At 72.4% G+C, this 21,264-nt stretch carries 16 protein-coding genes; 15 read left to right on the top strand and 1 reads right to left on the bottom strand.

Annotated elements, in window-relative coordinates; genetic code table 11:
* Positions 1-348 precede the first annotated feature (348 nt).
* The 9 genes from ACI2LW_RS13840 (at position 349) to pssA (ending at position 12,133) form a co-directional block, all read left to right on the top strand.
* Positions 349-2,154 (top strand): 3-hydroxyacyl-CoA dehydrogenase family protein, encoded by a 1,806-nt coding sequence (locus tag ACI2LW_RS13840; RefSeq protein ID WP_404731388.1) that lies wholly within the window; start codon positions 349-351, stop codon positions 2,152-2,154.
* Positions 2,155-2,302: 148 nt separating this feature from the next.
* Positions 2,303-3,157, top strand: coding sequence for a TetR family transcriptional regulator (locus ACI2LW_RS13835; protein ID WP_404731387.1), 855 nt, complete (start codon positions 2,303-2,305; stop codon positions 3,155-3,157).
* A gap of 1,205 nt (positions 3,158-4,362) precedes the next feature.
* Entirely contained in the window at positions 4,363-5,700 is a 1,338-nt protein-coding gene (ccrA, locus tag ACI2LW_RS13830) for a crotonyl-CoA carboxylase/reductase (protein WP_404731477.1), read from the top strand.
* Between the two features lie 17 nt (positions 5,701-5,717).
* Positions 5,718-7,766, top strand: coding sequence for a protein meaA (locus ACI2LW_RS13825; protein ID WP_404731386.1), 2,049 nt, complete (start codon positions 5,718-5,720; stop codon positions 7,764-7,766).
* The gene (locus ACI2LW_RS13820) at positions 7,763-8,737 is read left to right on the top strand and encodes an HpcH/HpaI aldolase/citrate lyase family protein (protein WP_404731385.1); all 975 of its coding nucleotides are present in this window, start codon (positions 7,763-7,765) and stop codon (positions 8,735-8,737) included. The genes ACI2LW_RS13825 and ACI2LW_RS13820 overlap by 4 nt, the downstream gene beginning before the upstream one ends.
* A gap of 5 nt (positions 8,738-8,742) precedes the next feature.
* The gene (locus ACI2LW_RS13815) at positions 8,743-9,255 is read left to right on the top strand and encodes a MaoC family dehydratase (RefSeq protein ID WP_404731384.1); all 513 of its coding nucleotides are present in this window, start codon (positions 8,743-8,745) and stop codon (positions 9,253-9,255) included.
* A 4-nt stretch (positions 9,256-9,259) separates the two neighbouring features.
* On the top strand, positions 9,260-10,465 hold the full coding sequence (locus tag ACI2LW_RS13810; protein WP_404731383.1) for an acyl-CoA dehydrogenase family protein: 1,206 nt from the start codon (positions 9,260-9,262) through the stop codon (positions 10,463-10,465).
* A 170-nt stretch (positions 10,466-10,635) separates the two neighbouring features.
* Complete coding sequence (locus ACI2LW_RS13805; protein WP_404731382.1) at positions 10,636-11,292, top strand: phosphatidylserine decarboxylase; 657 nt, start codon at positions 10,636-10,638, stop codon at positions 11,290-11,292.
* Positions 11,293-11,314: 22 nt separating this feature from the next.
* Positions 11,315-12,133, top strand: coding sequence for a CDP-diacylglycerol--serine O-phosphatidyltransferase (gene pssA / locus ACI2LW_RS13800; protein WP_404731476.1), 819 nt, complete (start codon positions 11,315-11,317; stop codon positions 12,131-12,133).
* 625 nt (positions 12,134-12,758) lie between these two features.
* Here the strand turns inward: pssA and ACI2LW_RS13795 are convergent.
* Entirely contained in the window at positions 12,759-13,877 is a 1,119-nt protein-coding gene (locus tag ACI2LW_RS13795) for a glycerate kinase (protein WP_404731475.1), read from the bottom strand.
* A gap of 341 nt (positions 13,878-14,218) precedes the next feature.
* On the opposite strand from ACI2LW_RS13795, the gene ACI2LW_RS13790 reads away from it, so the two are divergent.
* The 6 genes from ACI2LW_RS13790 to ACI2LW_RS13765 all read left to right on the top strand — a co-directional run bounded on the left by ACI2LW_RS13790 (position 14,219) and on the right by ACI2LW_RS13765 (position 21,198).
* A complete protein-coding gene (locus ACI2LW_RS13790; RefSeq protein WP_404731381.1) occupies positions 14,219-15,403 on the top strand; it encodes an ADP-ribosylglycohydrolase family protein in 1,185 nt (394 codons plus the stop codon).
* Between the two features lie 15 nt (positions 15,404-15,418).
* A complete protein-coding gene (locus tag ACI2LW_RS13785; protein ID WP_404731474.1) occupies positions 15,419-15,883 on the top strand; it encodes an NUDIX domain-containing protein in 465 nt (154 codons plus the stop codon).
* A gap of 165 nt (positions 15,884-16,048) precedes the next feature.
* The gene (locus tag ACI2LW_RS13780; RefSeq protein WP_404731380.1) at positions 16,049-16,954 is read left to right on the top strand and encodes a ribonuclease BN; all 906 of its coding nucleotides are present in this window, start codon (positions 16,049-16,051) and stop codon (positions 16,952-16,954) included.
* A 106-nt stretch (positions 16,955-17,060) separates the two neighbouring features.
* Entirely contained in the window at positions 17,061-18,980 is a 1,920-nt protein-coding gene (locus ACI2LW_RS13775) for a glycoside hydrolase family 15 protein (RefSeq protein ID WP_404731379.1), read from the top strand.
* A complete protein-coding gene (locus ACI2LW_RS13770; RefSeq protein WP_404731378.1) occupies positions 18,973-20,457 on the top strand; it encodes an MFS transporter in 1,485 nt (494 codons plus the stop codon). The genes ACI2LW_RS13775 and ACI2LW_RS13770 overlap by 8 nt, the downstream gene beginning before the upstream one ends.
* Before the next feature lie 9 nt (positions 20,458-20,466).
* Positions 20,467-21,198, top strand: coding sequence for an SIR2 family NAD-dependent protein deacylase (locus ACI2LW_RS13765; RefSeq protein ID WP_404731377.1), 732 nt, complete (start codon positions 20,467-20,469; stop codon positions 21,196-21,198).
* The last annotated feature ends 66 nt before the right edge of the window (positions 21,199-21,264 follow it).

Genomic DNA, 21,264 nt, shown 5'->3' with positions numbered 1-21,264 from the left:
CCGCGCGGGACGTACATCACAAACTCTAGGGGGTGGCGCGCTCGTTACCCACCGGTTAAGCTCAGACGAGCGAGTTACCCACTCGCACTGACTTGCAGTGGCCTGGTGACGCAGCCACTGCGAGTGTTGTCGGTTCGGTGCCCGTAGGTACCGCAGTACGACCCGGCTCCGGGACAGGGCCGGTCGGCATCCCGCCGCTCGACGGGCGTGTGCGCGCCCCGCGGCGAGAAGCACCGGGCGTGTGCGCTCGCAGCCCGGCAACACCCGCATCCCTCTTCCGCACCCGGTGCGCCCTCCGGCGCACCGGGCGGCGCTCCCAGTCGTCACCCTCATTCCTGGAGTCCCGCGATGGCCACTCCCCTCTCCGACACCTCCCTGTCCCCGCTGAAGACGATCGCCGTCGTCGGCCTGGGCACCATGGGCACCGGCATCACCGAGGTGCTCGCCCGCGCCGGCCGCGAGGTCGTCGGCATCGACATCAGCGAGGCCGCGGCGGCCAGGTCCGTCGCCGCCCTGGAGACCTCCACCGCCCGTTCCGTCGACCGCGGCCGGCTGACCGAGCAGGAGCGCACGGACCTGCTGGCCCGGGTGCGCACCTCCACCGACCTGGCCGCCGCGGCCGACGCCGACCTCGTGATCGAGGTCGCGCCGGAGTCGTACGAGGTCAAGCAGCAGATCTTCCGCGAACTGGACGCCGTGGTGCGGCCGGAGACCATCCTGGCCACGGGCACCAACGCGCTGTCCGTGACCCGTCTGGCCGCCGACTCGGCCCACCCCGAGCGCGTGCTCGGCCTGCACTTCTTCAACCCGGCGCCGGCCATGAAGCTGGTCGAGGTCGTCTCCTCGGTGCTCACCGCGCCGCACGCGGTCTCCGCCGTCACCGACCTCGCCCTGGAACTCGGCAAGGAGCCCGTCGCGGTCGGCGACCGGCCCGGCTTCGTCGCCGACGGCCTGCTGTTCGGCTACCTCAACCAGGCCGCCGCGATGTACGAGGCGAAGTACGCCTCCCGCGAGGACATCGACGCCGCGATGCGGCTGGGCTGCGGCCTGCCGATGGGCCCGCTGGCGCTGCTGGACCTGATCGGCGTCGACACCGCGCGCACTGTGCTGGAGGCGATGTACGCCGAGTCCCGGGACCGGCTGCACGCGCCCGCCCCGATCCTCAAGCAGCTCAGCGAGGCCGGTCTGACCGGCCGCAAGGCCGGCCGCGGCTTCTACACCTACGAGGCCCCGGGCAGCGGCACCGTGGTGCGTGACGCCCTGACCCCGCTGGACGGCGACACCCTCACCCCCGGCCGTCCCGTCCGCTCGGTCGGTGTGGCGGGCTCGGGCACCATGGCCTCCGGCATCGCCGAGGTCTTCGCCAAGGCCGGTTACGAGGTCGTCCTCGCCGCACGCAGCGAGGAGAAGGCGCAGGCCGCCAAGGCCCGTATCGGCAAGTCGCTCTCGCGCTCCGTCGACAAGGGCCGGATGACCGCCGAGGCCGCGGCGCAGACCCTGGACCGGATCACGGCGACCGGCAGCTACGACGACTTCGCCGACGTGGACCTCGCCCTGGAGGCCGTCGCCGAGGACCTGGCCGTCAAGCAGCAGCTGTTCGCGACCCTGGACAAGGTCTGCAAGCCGGGCGCGGTGCTGGCCACCACGACCTCCTCGCTGCCCGTGGTGGCCTGCGCCAGGGCCACCTCGCGCCCGCAGGACGTCATCGGCATGCACTTCTTCAACCCGGCCCCGGCGATGAAGCTCGTCGAGGTGGTGCGCACCGTGCTGACCGGTGACGACGTCCACGCCACGGTCCGCGAGGTCTGCGGGAAGATCCGCAAGCACGCCGTGGACTGCGGCGACCGCGCCGGGTTCATCGTCAACGCGCTGCTGTTCCCCTACCTCAACAACGCGATCAAGATGGTGCAGGAGCACTACGCCTCGCTCGACGACATCGACGCCGCGATGAAGCTCGGCGGCGGCTACCCGATGGGCCCCTTCGAACTGCTCGACGTGGTGGGCCTGGACGTGTCGCTGGCCATCGAGAAGGTGCTGCACCGCGAGTTCCGCGACCCGGGGCTGGCCCCGGCACCGCTTCTGGAGCACCTGGTGGCCGCGGGCTGCCTCGGCCGCAAGACCGGCCGCGGCTTCCGCGAATATGCCCGGCGCTGACCGGGGCGGCGACCGGCCCGGCGACTGGTTCGCGGCGGGGCGGGAGTGGGGCGGGCTGCTGGACCCGGCGGCCGGCCCCGCTCCCGCCGGGCACCGGGGAAAGCGGGGACAGGCGCACCAAGCTGCGCGGATGCAGTACGTTCGGGTCATGTCCCAGCCCGCCAGGTCCTCACGTACACCAGCCACGCCCGACGCGCCGGAGAGCGCCGCGGGATCGCGCGCCGCCGCCCAGCGGCTCAAGATGCGCCGGGAGCTCGCGGCCGCCGCGATGGAGCTGTTCGCCACCAAGGGCTACGAGGCGACCACGGTCGACGAGATCGCCGCGGCGGCCGGGGTCGCCCGCCGCACCTTCTTCCGCCACTTCCGCTCCAAGGAAGAGGCGATCTTCCCCGACCACGACGACACCCTGGTCCGCGCCGAGGCGGTGCTGAAGGCCGCCCCCGCGCACGAGCATCCGCTCGACACGGTGTGCCGCGGCATCAAGGAGGTCATGAAGATGTACGCGGCGCGGCCCGAGATCTCGGTCGCCCGCTACAAGCTGACCCGCGAGGTGCCCACCCTGCGGGAGGCGGAGATCGCCTCGGTGGCCCGCTACGAGCGGCTGTTCACCCGCTATCTGCTGGGCCACTTCGACGAGCGGGCGCACGCGGACGACGCCAACGACGACCCGCTGCTCGCCGAGGTCGCCGCCTCCGCCGTGGTGACCGCGCACAACCACGTGCTGCGGCGCTGGCTGCGGGCGGACGGGCAGGGGGACGTGGAGGCCCAGCTGGACCACGCGTTCGCGATCGTGCGCAAGACGTTCGGTAGCGGCATCGGGGCCGGGCGGAGTGCGCCGGCCGAGGCGGCCGAGGCGACCGCGTCGGCCGCGCGGGACGTGCCGCGCCAGGACGGTGCCGCGGCGGTCTCCCGGGAGGGGGAGGTGCTGGTTGCGGTGGCCCGCACGGACGCTCCGCTGGAGGAGGTCATGCGGACGATCGAGGAGGCGCTGAAGGTGCGGTGAGGGGGCCCTCCTCGGCTCCCTTTGCCCACCCGCCCGCCCGACTCGCTGGGGTGAGGCGGCACCGTCCCCCGGGGCTCCGCCCCGGGACCCCGGCAGGGGGCTCCGCCCCCCGCACCCCCCTCTGCCCCATCCGGCCCGCCCGACTCGGTGGGCAGAGAAGTTGCCGCCACGGGGCTCCGCCCCGGACCCCGGCGGGGGCTGCGCCCCCTGCACCCCCTCTGCCCCATCCGACCCGCCCGACTCGCTGGGCCAAGACGGCACCGCCACGGGGGCTCCGCCCCCGCACCCCGGGCGGGCCGCCCCGGACCCCCGGCGGGGGCCGCGCCCCCCGCACCCCCTCTGCCCCATCCGGCCCGCCCGACTCGGTGGGCAGAGAAGTTGCCGCCACGGGGCTCCGCCCCGGACCCCGGCGGGGGCCGCGCCCCCCGCACCCCTCTGCCCCATCCGACCCGCCCGACTCGCTGGGCCAAGACGGCACCGCCACGGGGGCTCCGCCCCCGCACCCCGGGCGGGCCGCCCCGCACCCCCGGCGGGGGCCGCGCCCCCCGCACCCCCTCTGCCCCATCCGGCCCGCCCCGACTCGCTGGGCCAAGACCGCACCGCCACGGGGGCTCCGCCCCGGACCCCACGCGGAGATCCGCCCCCGCACCCCGCGCGGGCCGCCCCGGACCCCGGCGGGGGCCGCGCCCCCCCGCACCCCCTCTGCCCCATCCGACCCAACCGACTCGCTGGGCTCCGCCACGGACCCCGGCGAGGGCTACGCCCCCCGCGCCCCCAGGGGCTCCGCTCCCGCGCCCCCGCCCGCATGTGAGAACGGCCACCCCCAAGGGTGGCCGTTTTGCCATGTCAGCGGTGCTTTTCGCACGGCTCTCGCCTGGCATTCGATCGATCATCGCTCATTTGTTACGTAAAGATTTCGCCTGAGCGAAATTCATGGCACTCAGTGCCTTGTCAGCTGACACGCGGTGTCATACGTTGAAGAGGTCCGGGCGGCCGGCGTGCAGAGACCAAGCGCACGTCGGCTGTCCCAGCAACCTCGTTGCCCGCCCGGACGCCTGCGTCACAGGCACCTCCTGCGCCACAAAGCGCTGCCGAAGCTCCACCCGCCGAACCGACGGCACCCCCTCACCCACCCTCAGCAGCACCGACGTAACCCTCAGCACCCCTCCCTCAGGGTGCTCATCGCCGGAGGCAACACCGTGACCGTGAAGGACATCCTGGACGCGATCCAGTCCGCGGACTCCACGTCCGCCGACTTCGCCGCCCTGCCGCTCCCCGAGTCGTACCGCGCGATCACCGTGCACAAGGACGAGACGGAGATGTTCGCGGGCCTGGAGACCCGCGACAAGGACCCGCGCAAGTCGATCCACCTCGACGAGGTGCCGCTGCCCGAGCTGGGCCCCGGCGAGGCCCTGGTGGCCGTCATGGCCTCCTCGGTCAACTACAACTCCGTGTGGACCTCGATCTTCGAGCCGCTGTCCACCTTCGGCTTCCTGGAGCGCTACGGTCGCACCAGCGAGCTGGCCAAGCGCCACGACCTGCCGTACCACATCATCGGCTCCGACCTCGCGGGCGTCGTCCTGCGCACCGGTCCCGGCGTCAACGCCTGGCAGCCCGGCGACGAGGTCGTCGCGCACTGCCTGTCCGTGGAGCTGGAGTCCTCCGACGGCCACAACGACACGATGCTCGACCCCGAGCAGCGCATCTGGGGCTTCGAGACCAACTTCGGCGGCCTCGCCGAGATCGCCCTGGTCAAGTCCAACCAGCTCATGCCCAAGCCGGGCCACCTCAGCTGGGAGGAGGCCGCCGCCCCCGGCCTGGTCAACTCCACCGCCTACCGCCAGCTGGTCTCCCGCAACGGCGCCGGCATGAAGCAGGGCGACAACGTGCTCATCTGGGGCGCCAGCGGCGGCCTCGGTTCGTACGCCACCCAGTTCGCCCTGGCCGGCGGCGCCAACCCGATCTGCGTCGTCTCCAGCGACCAGAAGGCGCAGATCTGCCGCTCCATGGGCGCCGAGGCGATCATCGACCGCAACGCCGAGGGCTACCGGTTCTGGAAGGACGAGCACACCCAGGACCCCAAGGAGTGGAAGCGCTTCGGCAAGCGCATCCGCGAGCTCACCGGCGGCGAGGACGTCGACATCGTCTTCGAGCACCCCGGCCGCGAGACCTTCGGCGCGAGCGTGTACGTCACCCGCAAGGGCGGCACCATCGTCACCTGCGCCTCCACCTCGGGCTACAACCACGAGTACGACAACCGCTACCTGTGGATGTCCCTGAAGCGGATCATCGGCTCCCACTTCGCCAACTACCGCGAGGCCTGGGAGGCCAACCGCCTCATCGCCAAGGGGAAGATCCACCCGACGCTGTCCAAGGTGTACTCCCTGGAGGACACCGGCCAGGCGGCGTACGACGTGCACCGCAACCTGCACCAGGGCAAGGTCGGCGTGCTGTGCATGGCCCCCGAGGAGGGCCTGGGCGTGCGCGACGAGGAGATGCGCGCCAAGCACATTGACGCGATCAACCGCTTCCGGAACGTCTGAGGCGGCGGAGGTCACAGATGACAGAGCGTCAGCCCGCCGAAGGCAGGCGGGAGAAGGACCGGCCGTGGCTCATGCGGACCTACGCCGGTCACTCCACGGCCGAGGCGTCCAACGAGCTGTACCGGCGCAACCTCGCCAAGGGCCAGACCGGCCTGTCGGTCGCGTTCGACCTGCCGACGCAGACCGGCTACGACTCCGACCACGTGCTCGCCCGCGGCGAGGTCGGCCGGGTCGGCGTACCGGTCGCGCACCTCGGTGACATGCGCCGGCTGTTCCAGGACATCCCCCTGGAACAGATGAACACCTCGATGACGATCAACGCCACGGCCATGTGGCTGCTGGCGCTCTACCAGGTCGTCGCCGAGGAGCAGGGCGCGGACATCACCAAGCTCCAGGGCACGACCCAGAACGACATCGTCAAGGAGTACCTCTCGCGCGGGACGCACGTCTTCCCGCCGGGGCCCTCGCTCCGCCTGACGACGGACATGATCGCGTACACGGTCTCCCACATCCCGAAGTGGAACCCGATCAACATCTGCAGCTACCACCTGCAGGAGGCCGGGGCCACGCCGGTGCAGGAGATCGCGTACGCGATGTCCACCGCGATCGCCGTGCTCGACGCCGTGCGCGACTCCGGCCAGGTGCCGCAGGAGCGCATGGGCGACGTGGTCGGCCGTATCTCCTTCTTCGTGAACGCGGGCGTCCGCTTCATCGAGGAGATGTGCAAGATGCGCGCGTTCGGCCGCATCTGGGACCGGATCACCCGCGAGCGGTACGGCATCGAGAACCCCAAGCACCGCCGCTTCCGCTACGGCGTCCAGGTCAACTCCCTCGGCCTCACCGAGGCGCAGCCGGAGAACAACGTCCAGCGGATCGTGCTCGAGATGCTGGCCGTGACCCTGTCCAAGGACGCCCGCGCCCGCGCCGTGCAGCTGCCGGCCTGGAACGAGGCGCTCGGCCTGCCCCGCCCGTGGGACCAGCAGTGGTCGCTGCGCATCCAGCAGGTGCTGGCCTACGAGTCGGACCTGCTGGAGTACGACGACATCTTCGAGGGCTCGAAGGTGATCGAGGCGAAGGTGGACGAACTGGTCGAGGCGGTGCTCGCCGAGATCGACCACATCCAGGAGCTGGGCGGCGCGATGGCCGCCGTCGAGTCCGGGTACCTCAAGTCCCAGCTGGTCGCCTCGCACGCCGAGCGCCGGGCCCGGATCGAGTCGGGCCAGGAGAAGATCGTCGGCGTCAACATCTTCGAGAGCACCGAGCCCAACCCGCTCACCGCCGACCTGGACACCGCCATCCAGACCGTCGACCCGGCGGTCGAGGCCCGGGTGATCGAGTCCCTGCGGCACTGGCGGGACACCCGCTACCAGCCGCCCTTCAACCACCCGCGCCCCTGCAAGGCGCTGGAGCGGCTGAAGGAGGCGGCCAAGGGCTCCGAGAACCTGATGGAGGCCACCCTGGAGTGCGCCCGCGCGGGTGTCACCACCGGCGAGTGGGCCGGCGCGCTGCGCGAGGTGTTCGGCGAGTTCCGCGCCCCCACCGGCGTGTCCTCCGCGCCCGTCGCGGTGGCCGCGGCGGAGGGCACCGCGCTGGCCGACGTCCGCCGGAAGGTGGAACTGACCGCCCGCGACCTCGGCGTCGGCAAGCTGCGCTTCCTGGTCGGCAAGCCCGGCCTGGACGGCCACTCCAACGGCGCCGAGCAGATCGCCGTACGGGCCCGCGACGCCGGGTTCGAGGTGGTCTACCAGGGCATCCGGCTCACCCCGGAGCAGATCGTGGACGCGGCCCTCGCCGAGGACGTGCACGCGGTGGGCCTGTCCATCCTCTCCGGCTCGCACGCCCAGCTGGTGCCCGACGTGCTGGAGCGGCTGCGTGTGGCCGGTGCCACAGATATACCGGTGATCGCCGGTGGCATCATCCCGAATGGTGACGCCGAGGATCTCAGGGCCGCCGGAGTGGCCGCGGTGTTCACCCCGAAGGACTTCGACATCACCGGGATCATCGGCCGCATCGTCGACGAGATCCGGAAAGCGAACAAGCTCGACCCCCTGGAGGTCCCCGCATGACCAGCCCTGCTCCCCAGGTCAACCGACTGCGCCCGCGGCGCTCCTGCCTGGCCGTCCCGGGCTCGAACCCCCGCTTCCTGGAGAAGGCGCAGGGCCTGCCGGCCGACCAGGTGTTCCTGGACCTGGAGGACGCGTGCGCGCCCCTGGCCAAGCCCGAGGCGCGGCACACCATCGTCAAGTTCCTCAACGAGGGCGACTGGACGGGCAAGACCAGGGTCGTGCGCGTGAACGACTGGACGACGGAGTGGACGTACCGCGACGTCGTGACGGTGGTCGAGGGCGCCGGCCCGAACCTGGACTGCATCATGCTGCCCAAGGTGCAGAGCGCCCAGCAGGTCGTCGCGCTGGACCTGCTGCTGACCCAGATCGAGAAGACGATGGGCTTCGAGGTCGGCCGCATCGGCATCGAGGCGCAGATCGAGAACGCGCAGGGCCTGAACAACGTCAATGAGATCGCGCAGGCCTCCCCGCGCATCGAGACCATCATCTTCGGCCCGGCCGACTTCATGGCGTCGATCAACATGAAGTCGCTGGTCGTGGGCGAGCAGCCGCCCGGCTACCCGGCGGACGCCTACCACTACATCCTGATGAAGATCCTGATGGCCGCCCGCGCCAACAACCTCCAGGCGATCGACGGCCCCTACCTGCAGATCCGCAACGTCGACGGCTTCCGCGAGGTGGCCGGCCGCGCCGCCGCGCTCGGCTTCGACGGCAAGTGGGTGCTGCACCCCGGCCAGGTCGACGCCGCCAACGAGGTCTTCTCGCCCTCCCAGGAGGACTACGACCACGCCGAGCTGATCCTGGACGCGTACGACTACTACACGTCCGAGGCGGGCGGCAAGAAGGGCTCGGCGATGCTCGGCGACGAGATGATCGACGAGGCCAGCCGCAAGATGGCGCTGGTCATCGCGGGCAAGGGGCGTGCCGCCGGCATGCAGCGCACCAGCAAGTTCGAGATCCCGGAGGCCTGAGCGGCATGCAGTTCGGACGCACCTACGAGGAGTTCGAGGTCGGGGCGACGTACAAGCACTGGCCGGGCAAGACGGTCACGGAGTACGACGACCACCTCTTCTGTCTCCTCACCATGAACCACCACCCGCTCCACATGGACACGAACTATGCGGAGAAGACGACGGACTTCGGCAAGAACGTCGTCGTGGGCAACTACATCTACTCCCTCCTGCTCGGCATGTCCGTGCCGGACGTGTCCGGCAAGGCGATCGCCAACCTGGAGATCGAGTCGCTCAGGCACGTGGCGCCCACCTTCCACGGCGACACGATCTACGGCGAGACCACGGTCCTGGACAAGTGGCCGTCGAAGTCGAAGAACGACCGCGGCATCGTCCACGTCGAGACCCGGGGCTACAAGCAGGACGGCACCCTGGTGTGCGTCTTCCGCCGCAAGGTGATGGTGCCGACCGAGACGTACATCAAGGAGCGCGGCGGCGAGCAGCCGGGCCGCCCGGAGCTGAAGCAGCAGGAGAAGTAGAGCCATGGCCCGTCTCGCCCAGACCGCCGGTCTGACCGACGTCCAGCAGGAGATCCTCTCCACCGTCCGCGACTTCGTGGACAAGGAGATCATCCCGGTCGCCACCGAGCTGGAGCACCGCGACGAGTACCCGCAGCAGATCGTCGACGGCCTGAAGGAACTCGGCCTGTTCGGCCTGATGATCCCCGAGGAGTACGGGGGTCTGGGCGAGTCGCTCCTGACCTACGCGCTGTGCGTGGAGGAGATCGCCCGCGGCTGGATGTCGGTGTCCGGCATCATCAACACCCACTTCATCGTGGCGTACATGCTCAAGCAGCACGGCACGCAGGAGCAGAAGGACCACTTCCTGCCCCGTATGGCGGCCGGCGACATCCGGGGCGCGTTCTCGATGTCCGAGCCGGGCCTGGGCTCGGACGTGTCCGCCATCACCTCCAAGGCGGTGAAGGACGGCGACGAGTACGTCCTCAACGGCCAGAAGATGTGGCTGACCAACGGCGGCACCTCCTCGCTCGTCGCCGTCCTGGTGCGCAGTGACGAGGGTCACCCCGAGGGCACCGCCCCGCACAAGTCGATGACGACCTTCCTGGTGGAGAAGGAGCCCGGGTTCGGCGAGGTCCGCCCCGGCCTGACCATTCCGGGCAAGATCGACAAGATGGGCTACAAGGGTGTCGACACCACCGAACTGATCATGGACGGGCTGCGCGTACCGGCCGATCGGGTGCTCGGCGGCGTCACCGGCCGGGGTTTTTACCAAATGATGGACGGCGTCGAGGTCGGCCGGGTGAACGTGGCGGCCCGTGGCTGCGGCGTCGCACAGCGTGCCTTCGAGCTGGGCGTCCAGTACGCCCAGCAGCGCAGCACCTTCGGCAAGCCGATCGCGCAGCACCAGGCCATCCAGTTCAAGCTGGCGGAGATGGCCACCAAGGTCGAGGCCGCGCATGCCATGATGGTGAACGCTGCCCGCAAGAAGGACTCCGGGCAGCGCAACGACCTGGAGGCCGGGATGGCGAAGTACCTGGCCTCGGAGTACTGCAAGGAGGTCGTGGAGGACGCCTTCCGCATCCACGGCGGCTACGGTTTCTCCAAGGAGTACGAGATCGAGCGCCTCTACCGGGAGGCCCCGATGCTGCTCATCGGTGAAGGCACCGCCGAGATCCAGAAAATGATCATCGGCCGCCGGCTGCTCGAGGAGTACCGGTTCCAGGGCTGAATGTCCGGCTACGGGGTGTTTTCTTCGAGAAGAAGATCACACCCCGTCAGCGGTCTTCCGCCGCCGACTCGGCAGCTCGGCTTACCCAGTTGCGGCCCTTAACCGCTACGATCGCGGAAAGCCGCCGTCCCCCGTCGAAAGCGCGGCATCATCCGCTACGAAGGTCATCCATGCCCCACAGCCAAACCTCTGCACCTCGCGACAGCCTCGCCGGCGTACGCCTCGCGCGCGGAGCATCGCCGTGGCTTCTGCCGACCGTCGCCACCGCAGCCGTCAGCCTGCTCCGCGCCCGCCGCTCGGGTGCCGCCAGGGCCGTCGCCGTCCCCGCCACCGCGCTCGCCGCGGGGATGCTGTGGTTCTTCCGCGACCCCGAGCGCGAGATCGCCCAGGGCCGGGTCATCTCGCCCGCCGACGGAGTGGTGCAGAGCATCATGCCGTGGAAGGACGGCCGTACCCGCGTCGCGATCTTCATGAGCCCGCTGAACGTCCACGTCAACCGCGCCCCGCTGGCCGGCACGGTGACGTCGGTCGAGCACATCCCGGGCGGGTTCGTGCCGGCGTTCAACAAGGAGAGCGAGAACAACGAGCGGGTCGTCTGGCACTTCGACACCGAGCTGGGCGACATCGAGATGATCCAGATCGCCGGCGCGGTCGCCCGCCGCATCGTCCCCTACGTCCCGTCGGGCACGAAGGTCGAGCAGGGCGACCGGATCGGCCTGATCCGTTTCGGCTCGCGCGTCGACATCTACCTGCCGGAGGGCGTGGACGTGGCGGTCGAGGTCGGCCAGAAGACCGTGGCAGGGGTGACTCGCATTGACCGTGATTGATCCCGAGACCCAGGCCGGCTGGGTGCCCGAGGCCGACGACGCGGACGACGAGGAGGAGATGCCCCTCTCGCTGCGCCTGTCGATAGCGGACACCCTCACCCTGGGCAACGCCACGTGCGGCTTCATGGCGGTGTACTTCACCACCACCGGCATCCTGATCCCGCACCTCACCGGCAGCCAGGAGTCGGGCATGGCCCGGCACAGCGCCGCCACGGCGGTCATCCTGATGCTGTGCGCCGCCGTCTTCGACCTGTTCGACGGCCTGGTGGCGAGGAAGCTGCGCAGCTCCCCCATGGGCGCGGAGCTGGACAACCTCTCCGACCTGATCAGCTTCGGCCTGGCGCCCGCGTACTTCGTCCTCGTCTACGGCATGGTCGCCGACGACGCCCACCAGCGGGTGGCCGCGCTCGGCGCGATCGTGGTGCTGCTGGCGGTGGTGCTCAGACTCGCCCGGTTCTCCTGCGTGACGATGAAGGACGGCATGTTCCAGGGCATGCCCAGCCCCTTCGGCGCGCTGACGGTGGTCTCCATCGTGCTGCTGGAGCTGCCCTTCGTGGCGACGCTGCTGGCGATCCTCGGCACGGCCTGGCTGATGGTGAGCCGGGTGGAGTACCCCAAGCCGCGCGGCCGTCTCGCCGTGGCGATGCTCTCGTGGATCGTCCTGTCCATGGGCCTGCTGGCCGCGTGGGCCTTCGACGCCCCGAGCGGCCAGCTGCTGCTGCAGACCGGCTGCGCGCTGCAGCTGGTCATGGGCGCGGTCATCCCGCTGTTCGCCACGGCCCGCCGGGTGAACAACTTCCGCGGCAACCGGCGCGAGGCGCGGGCGGCACAGCTGCCGTAGCGTCCACGCCGTGCCGGCGGTACCACCGCAGTACCGCCGGAAGGGCCACAACACCGGAAGGGCCCCGGACCGTCGTCAGTCGACAGGTCCGGGGCCCTTCCGGCGCATGGCGCCGCTCCGGCGCAGGGGTGCGCCGCGCGCCGCTGCCGTGAGGCGCTGCCGTGCGGCGCTCCGGTGCGCCGCCTCACCGATCCCTCGGGGCCTCCCGGTCGGGGACTCCGGGGGCAGGCTCTTCGACCGGCTTTCCGGCGGACTCGGGGGCCGACTCTTCGTGCAGGGGGCGCAGCCCCCGCCCGGGGTGCAGGGGCGCAGCCCCGCATGGGGTCCGGGGCGCAGCCCCGTGACGGTGCCGTCTCAGCCCAGCGAGTCGGGCGGGCCGGATGGGGCAAAGGGGGGTGCAGGGGCGGAGCCCCGCGTGGGGTCCGGGGCGGACCCCCGCCCGGGGTGCAGGGGCGCAGCCCCGCGTGGGGTCCGGGGCGGAGCCCCGTGACGGCAACCCCTCACCCCACCGAGTCGGGCGGGCCGGATGGGGCAGAGGGGGTGCGGGGGGCGCAGCCCCCTGCCGGGGTCCCGGGGCGCAGCCCCCTGCCGGGGTCCCGGGGCGGAGCCCCGGGGGACAGCCCCCTCACCGCACACACTCCCGCCCCACCCGCTCCCCCACCACCTCCAACAGCCTCCCCGCCTCCGCGACACACTTCCCCACGTCCGGCTCCACCTCCGTGAGGGCGTACACCCTCACGAACCCCGCCGCGGCGACCCGCTCCGGCGCCAGCCCCAGCCGCCCGCACACCGCGACGACGTCCTTGCCGGCCGCCCGCGCCGCCGCCGCGACCCCTGCGGGCGCCTTCCCGTGCAGCGTCTGCTCGTCCAGCGAACCCTCACCCGTGATCACCAACGAGGCCCGCTCCAGCGCCCGCGCGAACCCGAGCACCTCCAGCATGACCTCGATCCCGGGGCGGAACCGCGCCCCGAGCAGCAGCGCCGCGTACCCCACGCCGCCCGCCGCGCCCGCCCCGGGCGACCGCGCGTACTCCGCCGCACGCGCCCCCACCGCACCCCGGAGCACCTCGGCGAAGTGCCCGAGCGCCGCGTCCAGGGCCGCGACGTCGTCCGGCGAGGCGCCCTTCTGCGGGCCGTAGACCGCCGCCGCGCCCGTGGGCCCGGTCAGCGGATTGTCCACGTCGCCGGCGAGTACGAGGTCCACCGCGGCGAGCCGCGGGTCGAGCCCGGACAGATCCGCCCGCGCCAGCTCCGCCAGGCTCCCGCCACCGCGGGCGACCGGCCGGCCGTCCGCCGTCAGGAACCGCGCCCCGAGCGCGGTGAGCATCCCCGCGCCGCCGTCCGTGGTCGCGCTCCCGCCGACGCCGAGGACCACGGTCCGCGCCCCGGCGTCCAGCGCGGCCCGCAGCAGTTCCCCTGAGCCGTACGTCGACGCGGTGAGCGGCGCGAACACGCCCGCGGGCAGCCGCTGCAGACCGCTCGCCTGGGCCATCTCCACGACCGCCGTGCCCCCGCGCAGCGCGAACGCGGCCGTCACCTCGTCGCCCAGCGGGCCGGAGACCCGTACCTCCCGGCGGCCGAACCCGGCGGCGACCGCCGCGTCCACGGTGCCGTCCCCGCCGTCGGCGACGGGCAGTGCCTCCACCTCGAGGTCCGGTACGACCCGGCGGAGCCCGGCCGTGACCCGCTCGGCGACCTGCACGGCCGTCAGCGAGCCCTTGAACTTGTCCGCGGCGATCAGCACCCTCCCGGCGCCCTGCCCCGCAGCCTCCGCCACTCGCCCGTCCCCTCGTCTCCCAGGCCCCGCGCACGCCGGGGCCGGCCACGCCGCTGCGACCCTAACCGCCCACCGCCCCCGCCGCCACGCACCTCCCGACGGCCCCTGACCTCCACGCCCCTCCTGACCGCCCCGGCACCCCCGACCACCGCCCCCCGCCGCCACGCGCCTCCAGGCCGCCCCGGCACCCCCGACCACCGCCCCCCGCCGCCACGCGCCTCCAGACCGCGCACGGCCCCGGCCCGCACCCGCGGCGAACCGGAGGCGGGCGAGGAGCGCCCGCCTCCGAATACGGGTAGACCGGTCACATGACCCGAGCCGGCACCCCCGCGCACTCCGACCCCGTACGCGCCGACCCCGTACGCGCCGCCCCCGCGCACCCCGACCCCGCGCTCGCCGACCGCATCCTCGGCGGCTGGCTCGGCCGGATCGCGGGCAACATGCTCGGCAAGCCGGTGGAGCAGGGCGAGGTGTGGACGCGCGACCGTATCGACCGCTATCTGCGCCGGGCCGGCGCCCTCCCCCTCACCGACTACCTCCCCGAACCGCTGACCGCCCACCCGAACGGCGACGGCGACGGCGACAACGAAGACACGACCGGCGACGGCCACGACGACCTCCCCGCCCTACGCCCGGAGTGGCGCAGCTGCGTCCGCGGACGTATCCACGGCAGCTGCCGGGACGACGACGTGGACTACGCGATCCTCGGGCTGGACCTGCTGGAGACGCACGGCTTCGGCTTCAGCACCGAGCAGGTCGGCGACCTGTGGCTGCTGCGCCTGCCGTATCTGCAGACGTTCACCGCCGAGCGGGCGGCGTACCGCAATCTCGCCTCCGGTCTCAGACCGCCGCTGACGGCCACGTACGACAATCCGTACCAGGAGTGGATCGGCGCCCTGATCCGCGCCGACATCTACGGCTGGACCAGTCCGGGCGACCCGCGCCGCGCCGCGGCCCTCGCCCGCCGGGACGCGGTGCTGTCGCACACCGGCAACGGCGTGTACGGGGCGATGTGGGCGGCCGCGCTGATCGCGGCGGCGTTCGGGGCGCCACCCGTCCGGGACGCGCTGGAGTGCGCGCTCGCGGTGATCCCGGCCAGCAGCCGGCTGGCCCGTACCGTGCGCCGGGTGATGTCCCTGTACGAGACCGGCATGCCGTGGGAGGACACGCTGGCCACGACGGCGGCGGAGACCGCGGGCCTGGGCTGGATCCACACGGTCCCGAACGCCGCCGTCCTCACCGCGGGTCTGCTGTACGGCGACGGCGACTTCACCCGCACGATCGCGCTGACCGTGCGCGGCGGCCTGGACACCGACTCCAACGGTGCGACGGCCGGATCGGTGGCGGGCGTCCTCAACGGCGCCGAGGCGATCCCGGCCCAGTGGAAGGAACCGCTGGAGGACACGGTGCGCAGCGCCGTCTTCGGCTTCGACGGCGTCCGCATCAGCGAGCTGGCGGAACGGACCCTGCGACTGGCTACGCTTCCTGGATGACCACTTCCGACTTCTATCGCGGGGCTGCCCCGCGTCCTGTCCGGTGCCGCCGCGCTGTTCCGCGACGCGGAGGGCAGGGTCCTGCTCGTGGAGCCGAACTACCGCGACGGCTGGGCGCTCCCGGGCGGCACGATCGAGTCCGACGACGGCGAGACCCCGCGCGGCGGTGCGCGCCGCGAGACGCTGGAGGAGATCGGTCTGGACCGTGAGCCGGGCCGGCTGCTCGCGGTGGACTGGGTGCGCGGCTCGGGCCGTCCGCCGCTGGTGGCGTACCTGTACGACGGCGGCGTGCTGACCGACGACGACCTGAAGGCGATCCGGCTGCAGGAGGAGGAGCTGCTGTCCTGGCGGCTGGTCGCGCCCGCCGAGCTCACCGCCCACCTGCCCGGCGCGCTGGGCCGTCGCGTCCTGGCCGCCCTCGACGTCCTGGCCGAGGGCACCGGCACGGCGGAACTGGAGGACGGCCACCGAGTCGGCTGACCGACCGGCCCCGCCCCCTCCTACGTCCCGCCCCTCACCCGACGTCACCGGTCCCGCCCTCACCCGTCATTGTCCGTCCGGCCCTCACCCGCCCCGCCCCTCACCCGTCCAGCCCCTCCCCCTCCCCGGCGCGACACCGCCCGTCCGGCGCTGTTGACTGCCTGTATGCGCAAGGGCGGAGCAGCGCGCGGCGGACCCCCGTGGAAGGCCGCGCACCGGACGGGCCCGGACGCCTGCCGGAGAGGACTGGACGCATGGCGGGCGGCGGCCGGGCGCCTGTCGGCGAGCTGGGCGGGGCGGCTGTGGGCACGGCTGGACGCGGCGGACTTCTTCGGGCACTCCTTCCAGCTCGCGGCGCTCGCCTTCCTGTGCTTCTTCCCGTTCCTGATCCTGGTCACGGGGGCGATGGGTGAGGACACAGCGGCCGTCATGGCCGGATGGCTGGGCCTGAACGAGCAGGCGGCGCAGGCGCTGGCCGCTCTCTTCAAGCCCGGCTCGGCCTCGGTCACCCTCACCCTGACCAGCGCACTGCTGCTGGTCGCGGGGGCGGTCGCGGTGGCCGGCACCCTGCAGTGCTGGTACCAGCTGCTCTTCGACGTGCCCGCCCGGTGGTGGCGGGACGTCGCGGCCCGGCTCGCGTGGCTGGCGGCCCTGGTCGGATACGCCGCGGCACAGGCCGGGGCCGGCGCGGCACTCCCCTCGTTCGCCCTGCGCGGCCTGTCCGCCTTCGTCCTGGCGGCGCTCTTCTGGTGGGGCACGATGCGCCTGCTGCTCAGGGGCTCGGTCGGCTGGCGCTCCCTGCTGCCCGCGGCGCTGGCCACCGGTGTCTGCTGGACGGGCCTCGGACTGTTCTCGGCCCGCTTCTTCTCCGCCACGATCGTGGCCAACGACCAGAAGTACGGCCCGGTGGGCGTCGTCATGGTCATCCTGTCCTGGCTGGTGGCGGTCGGTGTGGTGATCCACCTCGGCGCCGTGACGGGCCATCAGTACTCCGCGCGCCGTGCCGCACCCCCCGGGCCGGGCCGGCGCCGCCCGCACGCCGCGGACGGCCCGCTCACCCCCAGCGGGTGAGGCGGCGCCCGCGAGGTCCCCCACACACTCGGTGCTGCCGGTCCGTCGCGCCGCCGGCCCGTACCGGACGGGTGTGCGCGGGTGCGGCGGCCCCGGGGAGACGATCATGCATTCCTATCCCCCCATCGCCGAGCACGGGATGATCGGCGATCTGCAGACCGCCGCGCTGGTGTCCTCGGACGGAACCATCGACTGGTGGTGCACGCCCCGCTTCGACTCGCCGAGCGTCTTCGCCTCCCTGCTGGACGACGCCCGGGGAGGGCACTGCCGGCTGGCCGTGGAACTGCCCGAGGGCAATGGCATGTCGGTCCGTCAGCTGTACCTGTCCGACACCGCCATCCTGGTCACCCGGTTCATGAGCCCGGGCGGAGTGGGCGAGGTGGCCGACTTCATGCTGCCCGCCGACTCGGCCCTGCCGCAGGAGCGGCACCGGCTGGTGCGGGTAGCCAGGGTGGTCCGGGGCAGTCTGCCCTTCGCCTTCGACTGCCGGCCGCGCTTCGACTACGGCCGGGCCCCGCACACCCTGACCCGGACCGACGAGCACTCCGCGGTCTTCCACGGCCCGGGCACGGACCTGCACGTGCGGTCCGCCCCGGGTTTCCCGCTGGGGACGGACGGCGACGACATCACCGCCCGCTTCACCCTGTCGGCCGGCCAGGCGACCGCGGTGGAGGTGACCAGCACCCCGGCCGGCGACCCCGGCCCCCGCGCTCCCTCCCTGGAGACGGTCGGCGAGGACTTCGAGGCGTGCCGCGCCTTCTGGCTGTCCTGGCTGGACTCCTGCGCCTACCACGGACGCTGGCAGGACATCGTCAACCGCTCGGCGATCACGCTCAAACTCCTCACCTACCGGCCGACCGGTGCGCCCATCGCCGCCGCCACCATGGGGCTGCCCGAGCAGATAGGCGGCGAGCGCAACTGGGACTACCGCTACACGTGGATCCGGGACGCGGCGCTGTCCGTCCGGGTCCTGATCGATCTGGGCTTCCACGAGGAGGCACACCTCTTCCGCCACTGGCTGCGCGACCGTATCGAGACCGGCGGCACCACCTCGGGCGACCCGCTGCAGATCATGTACCGCGTCGACGGCGATCCCCGGCTGACCGAGGAGGTCCTCGGCCATCTGGAGGGCTACCGGGGCTCCCGCCCGGTGCGGGCGGGCAACGCCGCGGCCGGCCAGCTCCAGCTCGACATCTACGGCGAGGCCTCGGACGCCCTGATCGTGGGCGGCGACATCGGCGCGGTCCGCGGCTGGCAGGCGCTCAGCGGTGTGCTCGACTGGCTCGCCGGCCACTGGGACCAGCCCGACGAGGGCATCTGGGAGACGCGCGGCGGCCGGCAGAACTTCACCTACAGCCGCCTGATGACCTGGGTGGCCTTCGACCGCGGCATCCACGCGGCCCACCGCTTCTCGCGCCCGGGCGACATCGGGCGCTGGACCGAGGCGCGCGACGCGGTCTTCCGGCAGATCGTCGAGCGGGGCTGGCACGAGAAGCGGAAGGCCTTCGTGCAGCACTACGACACCGAGGTCCTGGACGCCTCGCTGCTGCTGATGCCGAAGGTCGGCTTCCTCTCCCCACGGGACCCCGACTGGCTCAGCACCCTCGACGCGATGGACGAGGAACTGGTCAGCGACAGCCTCGTCTACCGGTACGACCCCGCCGCGTCCCCCGACGGTCTGCGCGGCTCGGAGGGAACCTTCAACCTGTGCAGCTTCTTCTACGTCGAGGCGCTCGCCCGCAGCGGCAGGCTCAACCAGGCCCGGCACGCCTTCGACAAGATGCTCACCTACGCCAACCACGTCGGGCTGTTCGCCGAGGAGATCGGCCCCTCGGGCGAACAGCTCGGCAACTTCCCCCAGGCGTTCACCCACCTCGCCCTGGTCTCCGCCGCCATGGCGCTGGACGAGGAACTGGGCAGGGCGCGCGGCGGGCCCCGTACCGGCGTTCACGGTCACCGGCGCCCCGCGACCCACGGCCTCACCACACCAGGCGAGGGCCCGGGAGAGGGCGGCGGCGGTGGCTGACACGGCCCGGCGCCGGCAACCGGCGGGACTGGGGCGGGTGCTCGCCGCCCTGGCCCTGGCGCAGTTCATCTGCAGCTTCGCCGGCTCCAACATGAACGTGATGATCAACGACATCAGCCGGGACCTGGACACCACCGTGCAGGGCGTGCAGGTGGCGATCACCGTGTTCCTGCTGGTGATGGCGGCCCTGATGATCCCGGGCGGCAAGCTGACCGACCGCTGGGGACGCAAACGCTGCTTCCTGGCCGGCCTCGTCGTCTACGCGATCGGCGCCCTGCTCAGCGCGGCCGCTCCGGGGCTGGGAACGCTGATCCTCGGCAACTCGGTCCTCGAGGGCGTCGGCACCGCGCTGCTCATCCCGCCGGTCTACATCCTCACCACGCTGCTGTACCGCGACATGACCTCCCGCGCCCACGCCTTCGGGGTGATCATGGCGCTCGGCGGCATCGGGGCCGCCGCCGGTCCGCTCATCGGGGGCCTGATCACCACGGCGATCAGCTGGCGCGCGGCCTTCGTGTTCCAGGCCCTGGTCATCGGGCTGATCATCCTGCTCGGCCGCCGCATCGACGATCCCCTGCCCGCCGATCCGGACCGCCCCTTCGACACCTCGGGCGCGGTCCTGTCCGCGGTGGGTCTCGTCCTCGTGGTCCTCGGGATACTCGCCGCGGACAACGACGTCCGGCTCATGGCCGCCCTGCTGGTCCTCGGCGCCCTGGTCCTGTGGTGGTTCCTCCGCTCCGTACGCGCCAAGGAGGCCGCGGGCCGGGAACCGCTGCTCTCGCTCGCCCTGTTCCGCGACCGCACGTCCAATCTCGGGCTCGTCACCCAGAACATCCAGTGGCTGCTGCTCATGGGCTCCTCGTTCACGGTGGCGGCCTATCTCCAGGTGGTGCGCCACTACGACGCCATCCGCACCGGGGTCGTCTTCACCGCCGCCACGCTGGGACTGCTGGTGGCGTCGCTGTCCGCGGAACGGCTGGCGAAACGGTGTTCCCAGCGCCTGCTCGTGATGACCGGCTTCGTCACGTGCGTCGCCGGGGTGGCGGTGCTCATCGCCCTGGTCTCGGCCTTCACGACCGCCTGGGCGTTCGTGCCGGGACTGCTGCTGATCGGGCTCGGGCTGGGCGTCATGCTGACCCCGTCGGTCAACGTCGTGCAGTCCAGCTTCCCCGAGGAGCAGCAGGGCGAGATCTCCGGCCTGTCCCGCAGTGTGTCGAACCTCGGGTCCTCCTTCGGCACGGCCATCGCCGGCACCATCCTGGTCTCCGGGCTCACCACGAGCGCCTACGCGGCGGCGATGATCACGCTGGCGGCCATCGGGCTCGCGGGCCTGGCCGCGGCGGCGCTGCTCCCCCGGGAAACGGGCCCCGCCCCCGCGTGCGCCGCCCCGACGACCCCGGCCCCGGGCCCGCAGCAGCGCGCCCCGACGTCCCCAGGACGCGATATCCGTTCGCAGCGGCCCGGGCGGCAGCCCTAGGCTCGGCGCATGAGCAGGCCCCTTGTAGCCATCCTGAGCGGCGCCGGGATCTCCACCGATTCCGGGATCCCCGACTACCGCGGGCCCAACGGGCTGTGGCGGAAGGACCCCGAGGCCGAGAAGCTCGTGACGTACGAGTACTACATGAGCGACCCGGACATCCGGCGCCGCTCCTGGCGGATGCGCCGGGACACCGACAGGCTCGCGCCCGAGCCCAACGCCGCGCACCGGGCCGTCGCCGAGCTGGAGCGGTCCGGCGTCCCGGTCCGGGTGATCACACAGAACGTGGACGGCCTGCACCAGCTCGCCGGGGTCCCCGCCCGCAAGGTCCTCGAACTGCACGGCACGGCGCGCGCCGTCGTGTGCACGGGCTGCGGTGCGCGCGGGCCGATGGAGGACGCCCTGGCCCGGGTCGAGGCCGGCGAGGACGACCCGCCCTGCCGGACGTGCGGCGGCATCCTCAAGTCGGCCACCGTGATGTTCGGCCAGCGCCTGGATCCGGAGGTGCTCGGCAACGCGGTCGCCGTCACCAAGGCCTGCACCGTGTTCATCGCCGTCGGCACCAGCCTCCAGGTCCAGCCCGCCGCCGGCCTCGCGGGCGTCGCCGCCGACCACGGCGCCCGCCTCATCATCGTCAACGCCGAACCCACGCCGTACGACGACCTCGCCGCCGAGGTCATCCGCACCCCCATCAGCACGGCCCTGCCCGCCCTGCTGCACCGGCTGAGCACCATGGGTTGACGGCCTCGATGGGCCGCCGGCGGACGGGCAGCTTTGCGGGCGGGTGACCGGGGACTCGCCGGGCGG

Origin of the sequence: Streptomyces sp. NPDC004065, from assembly GCF_044903565.1 — a bacterium.
Taxonomy (GTDB): domain Bacteria; phylum Actinomycetota; class Actinomycetes; order Streptomycetales; family Streptomycetaceae; genus Streptomyces.
The sequence above is the reverse complement of the archived record's forward strand: the minus strand, read 5'-3'. Positions and strand labels throughout refer to the sequence as shown.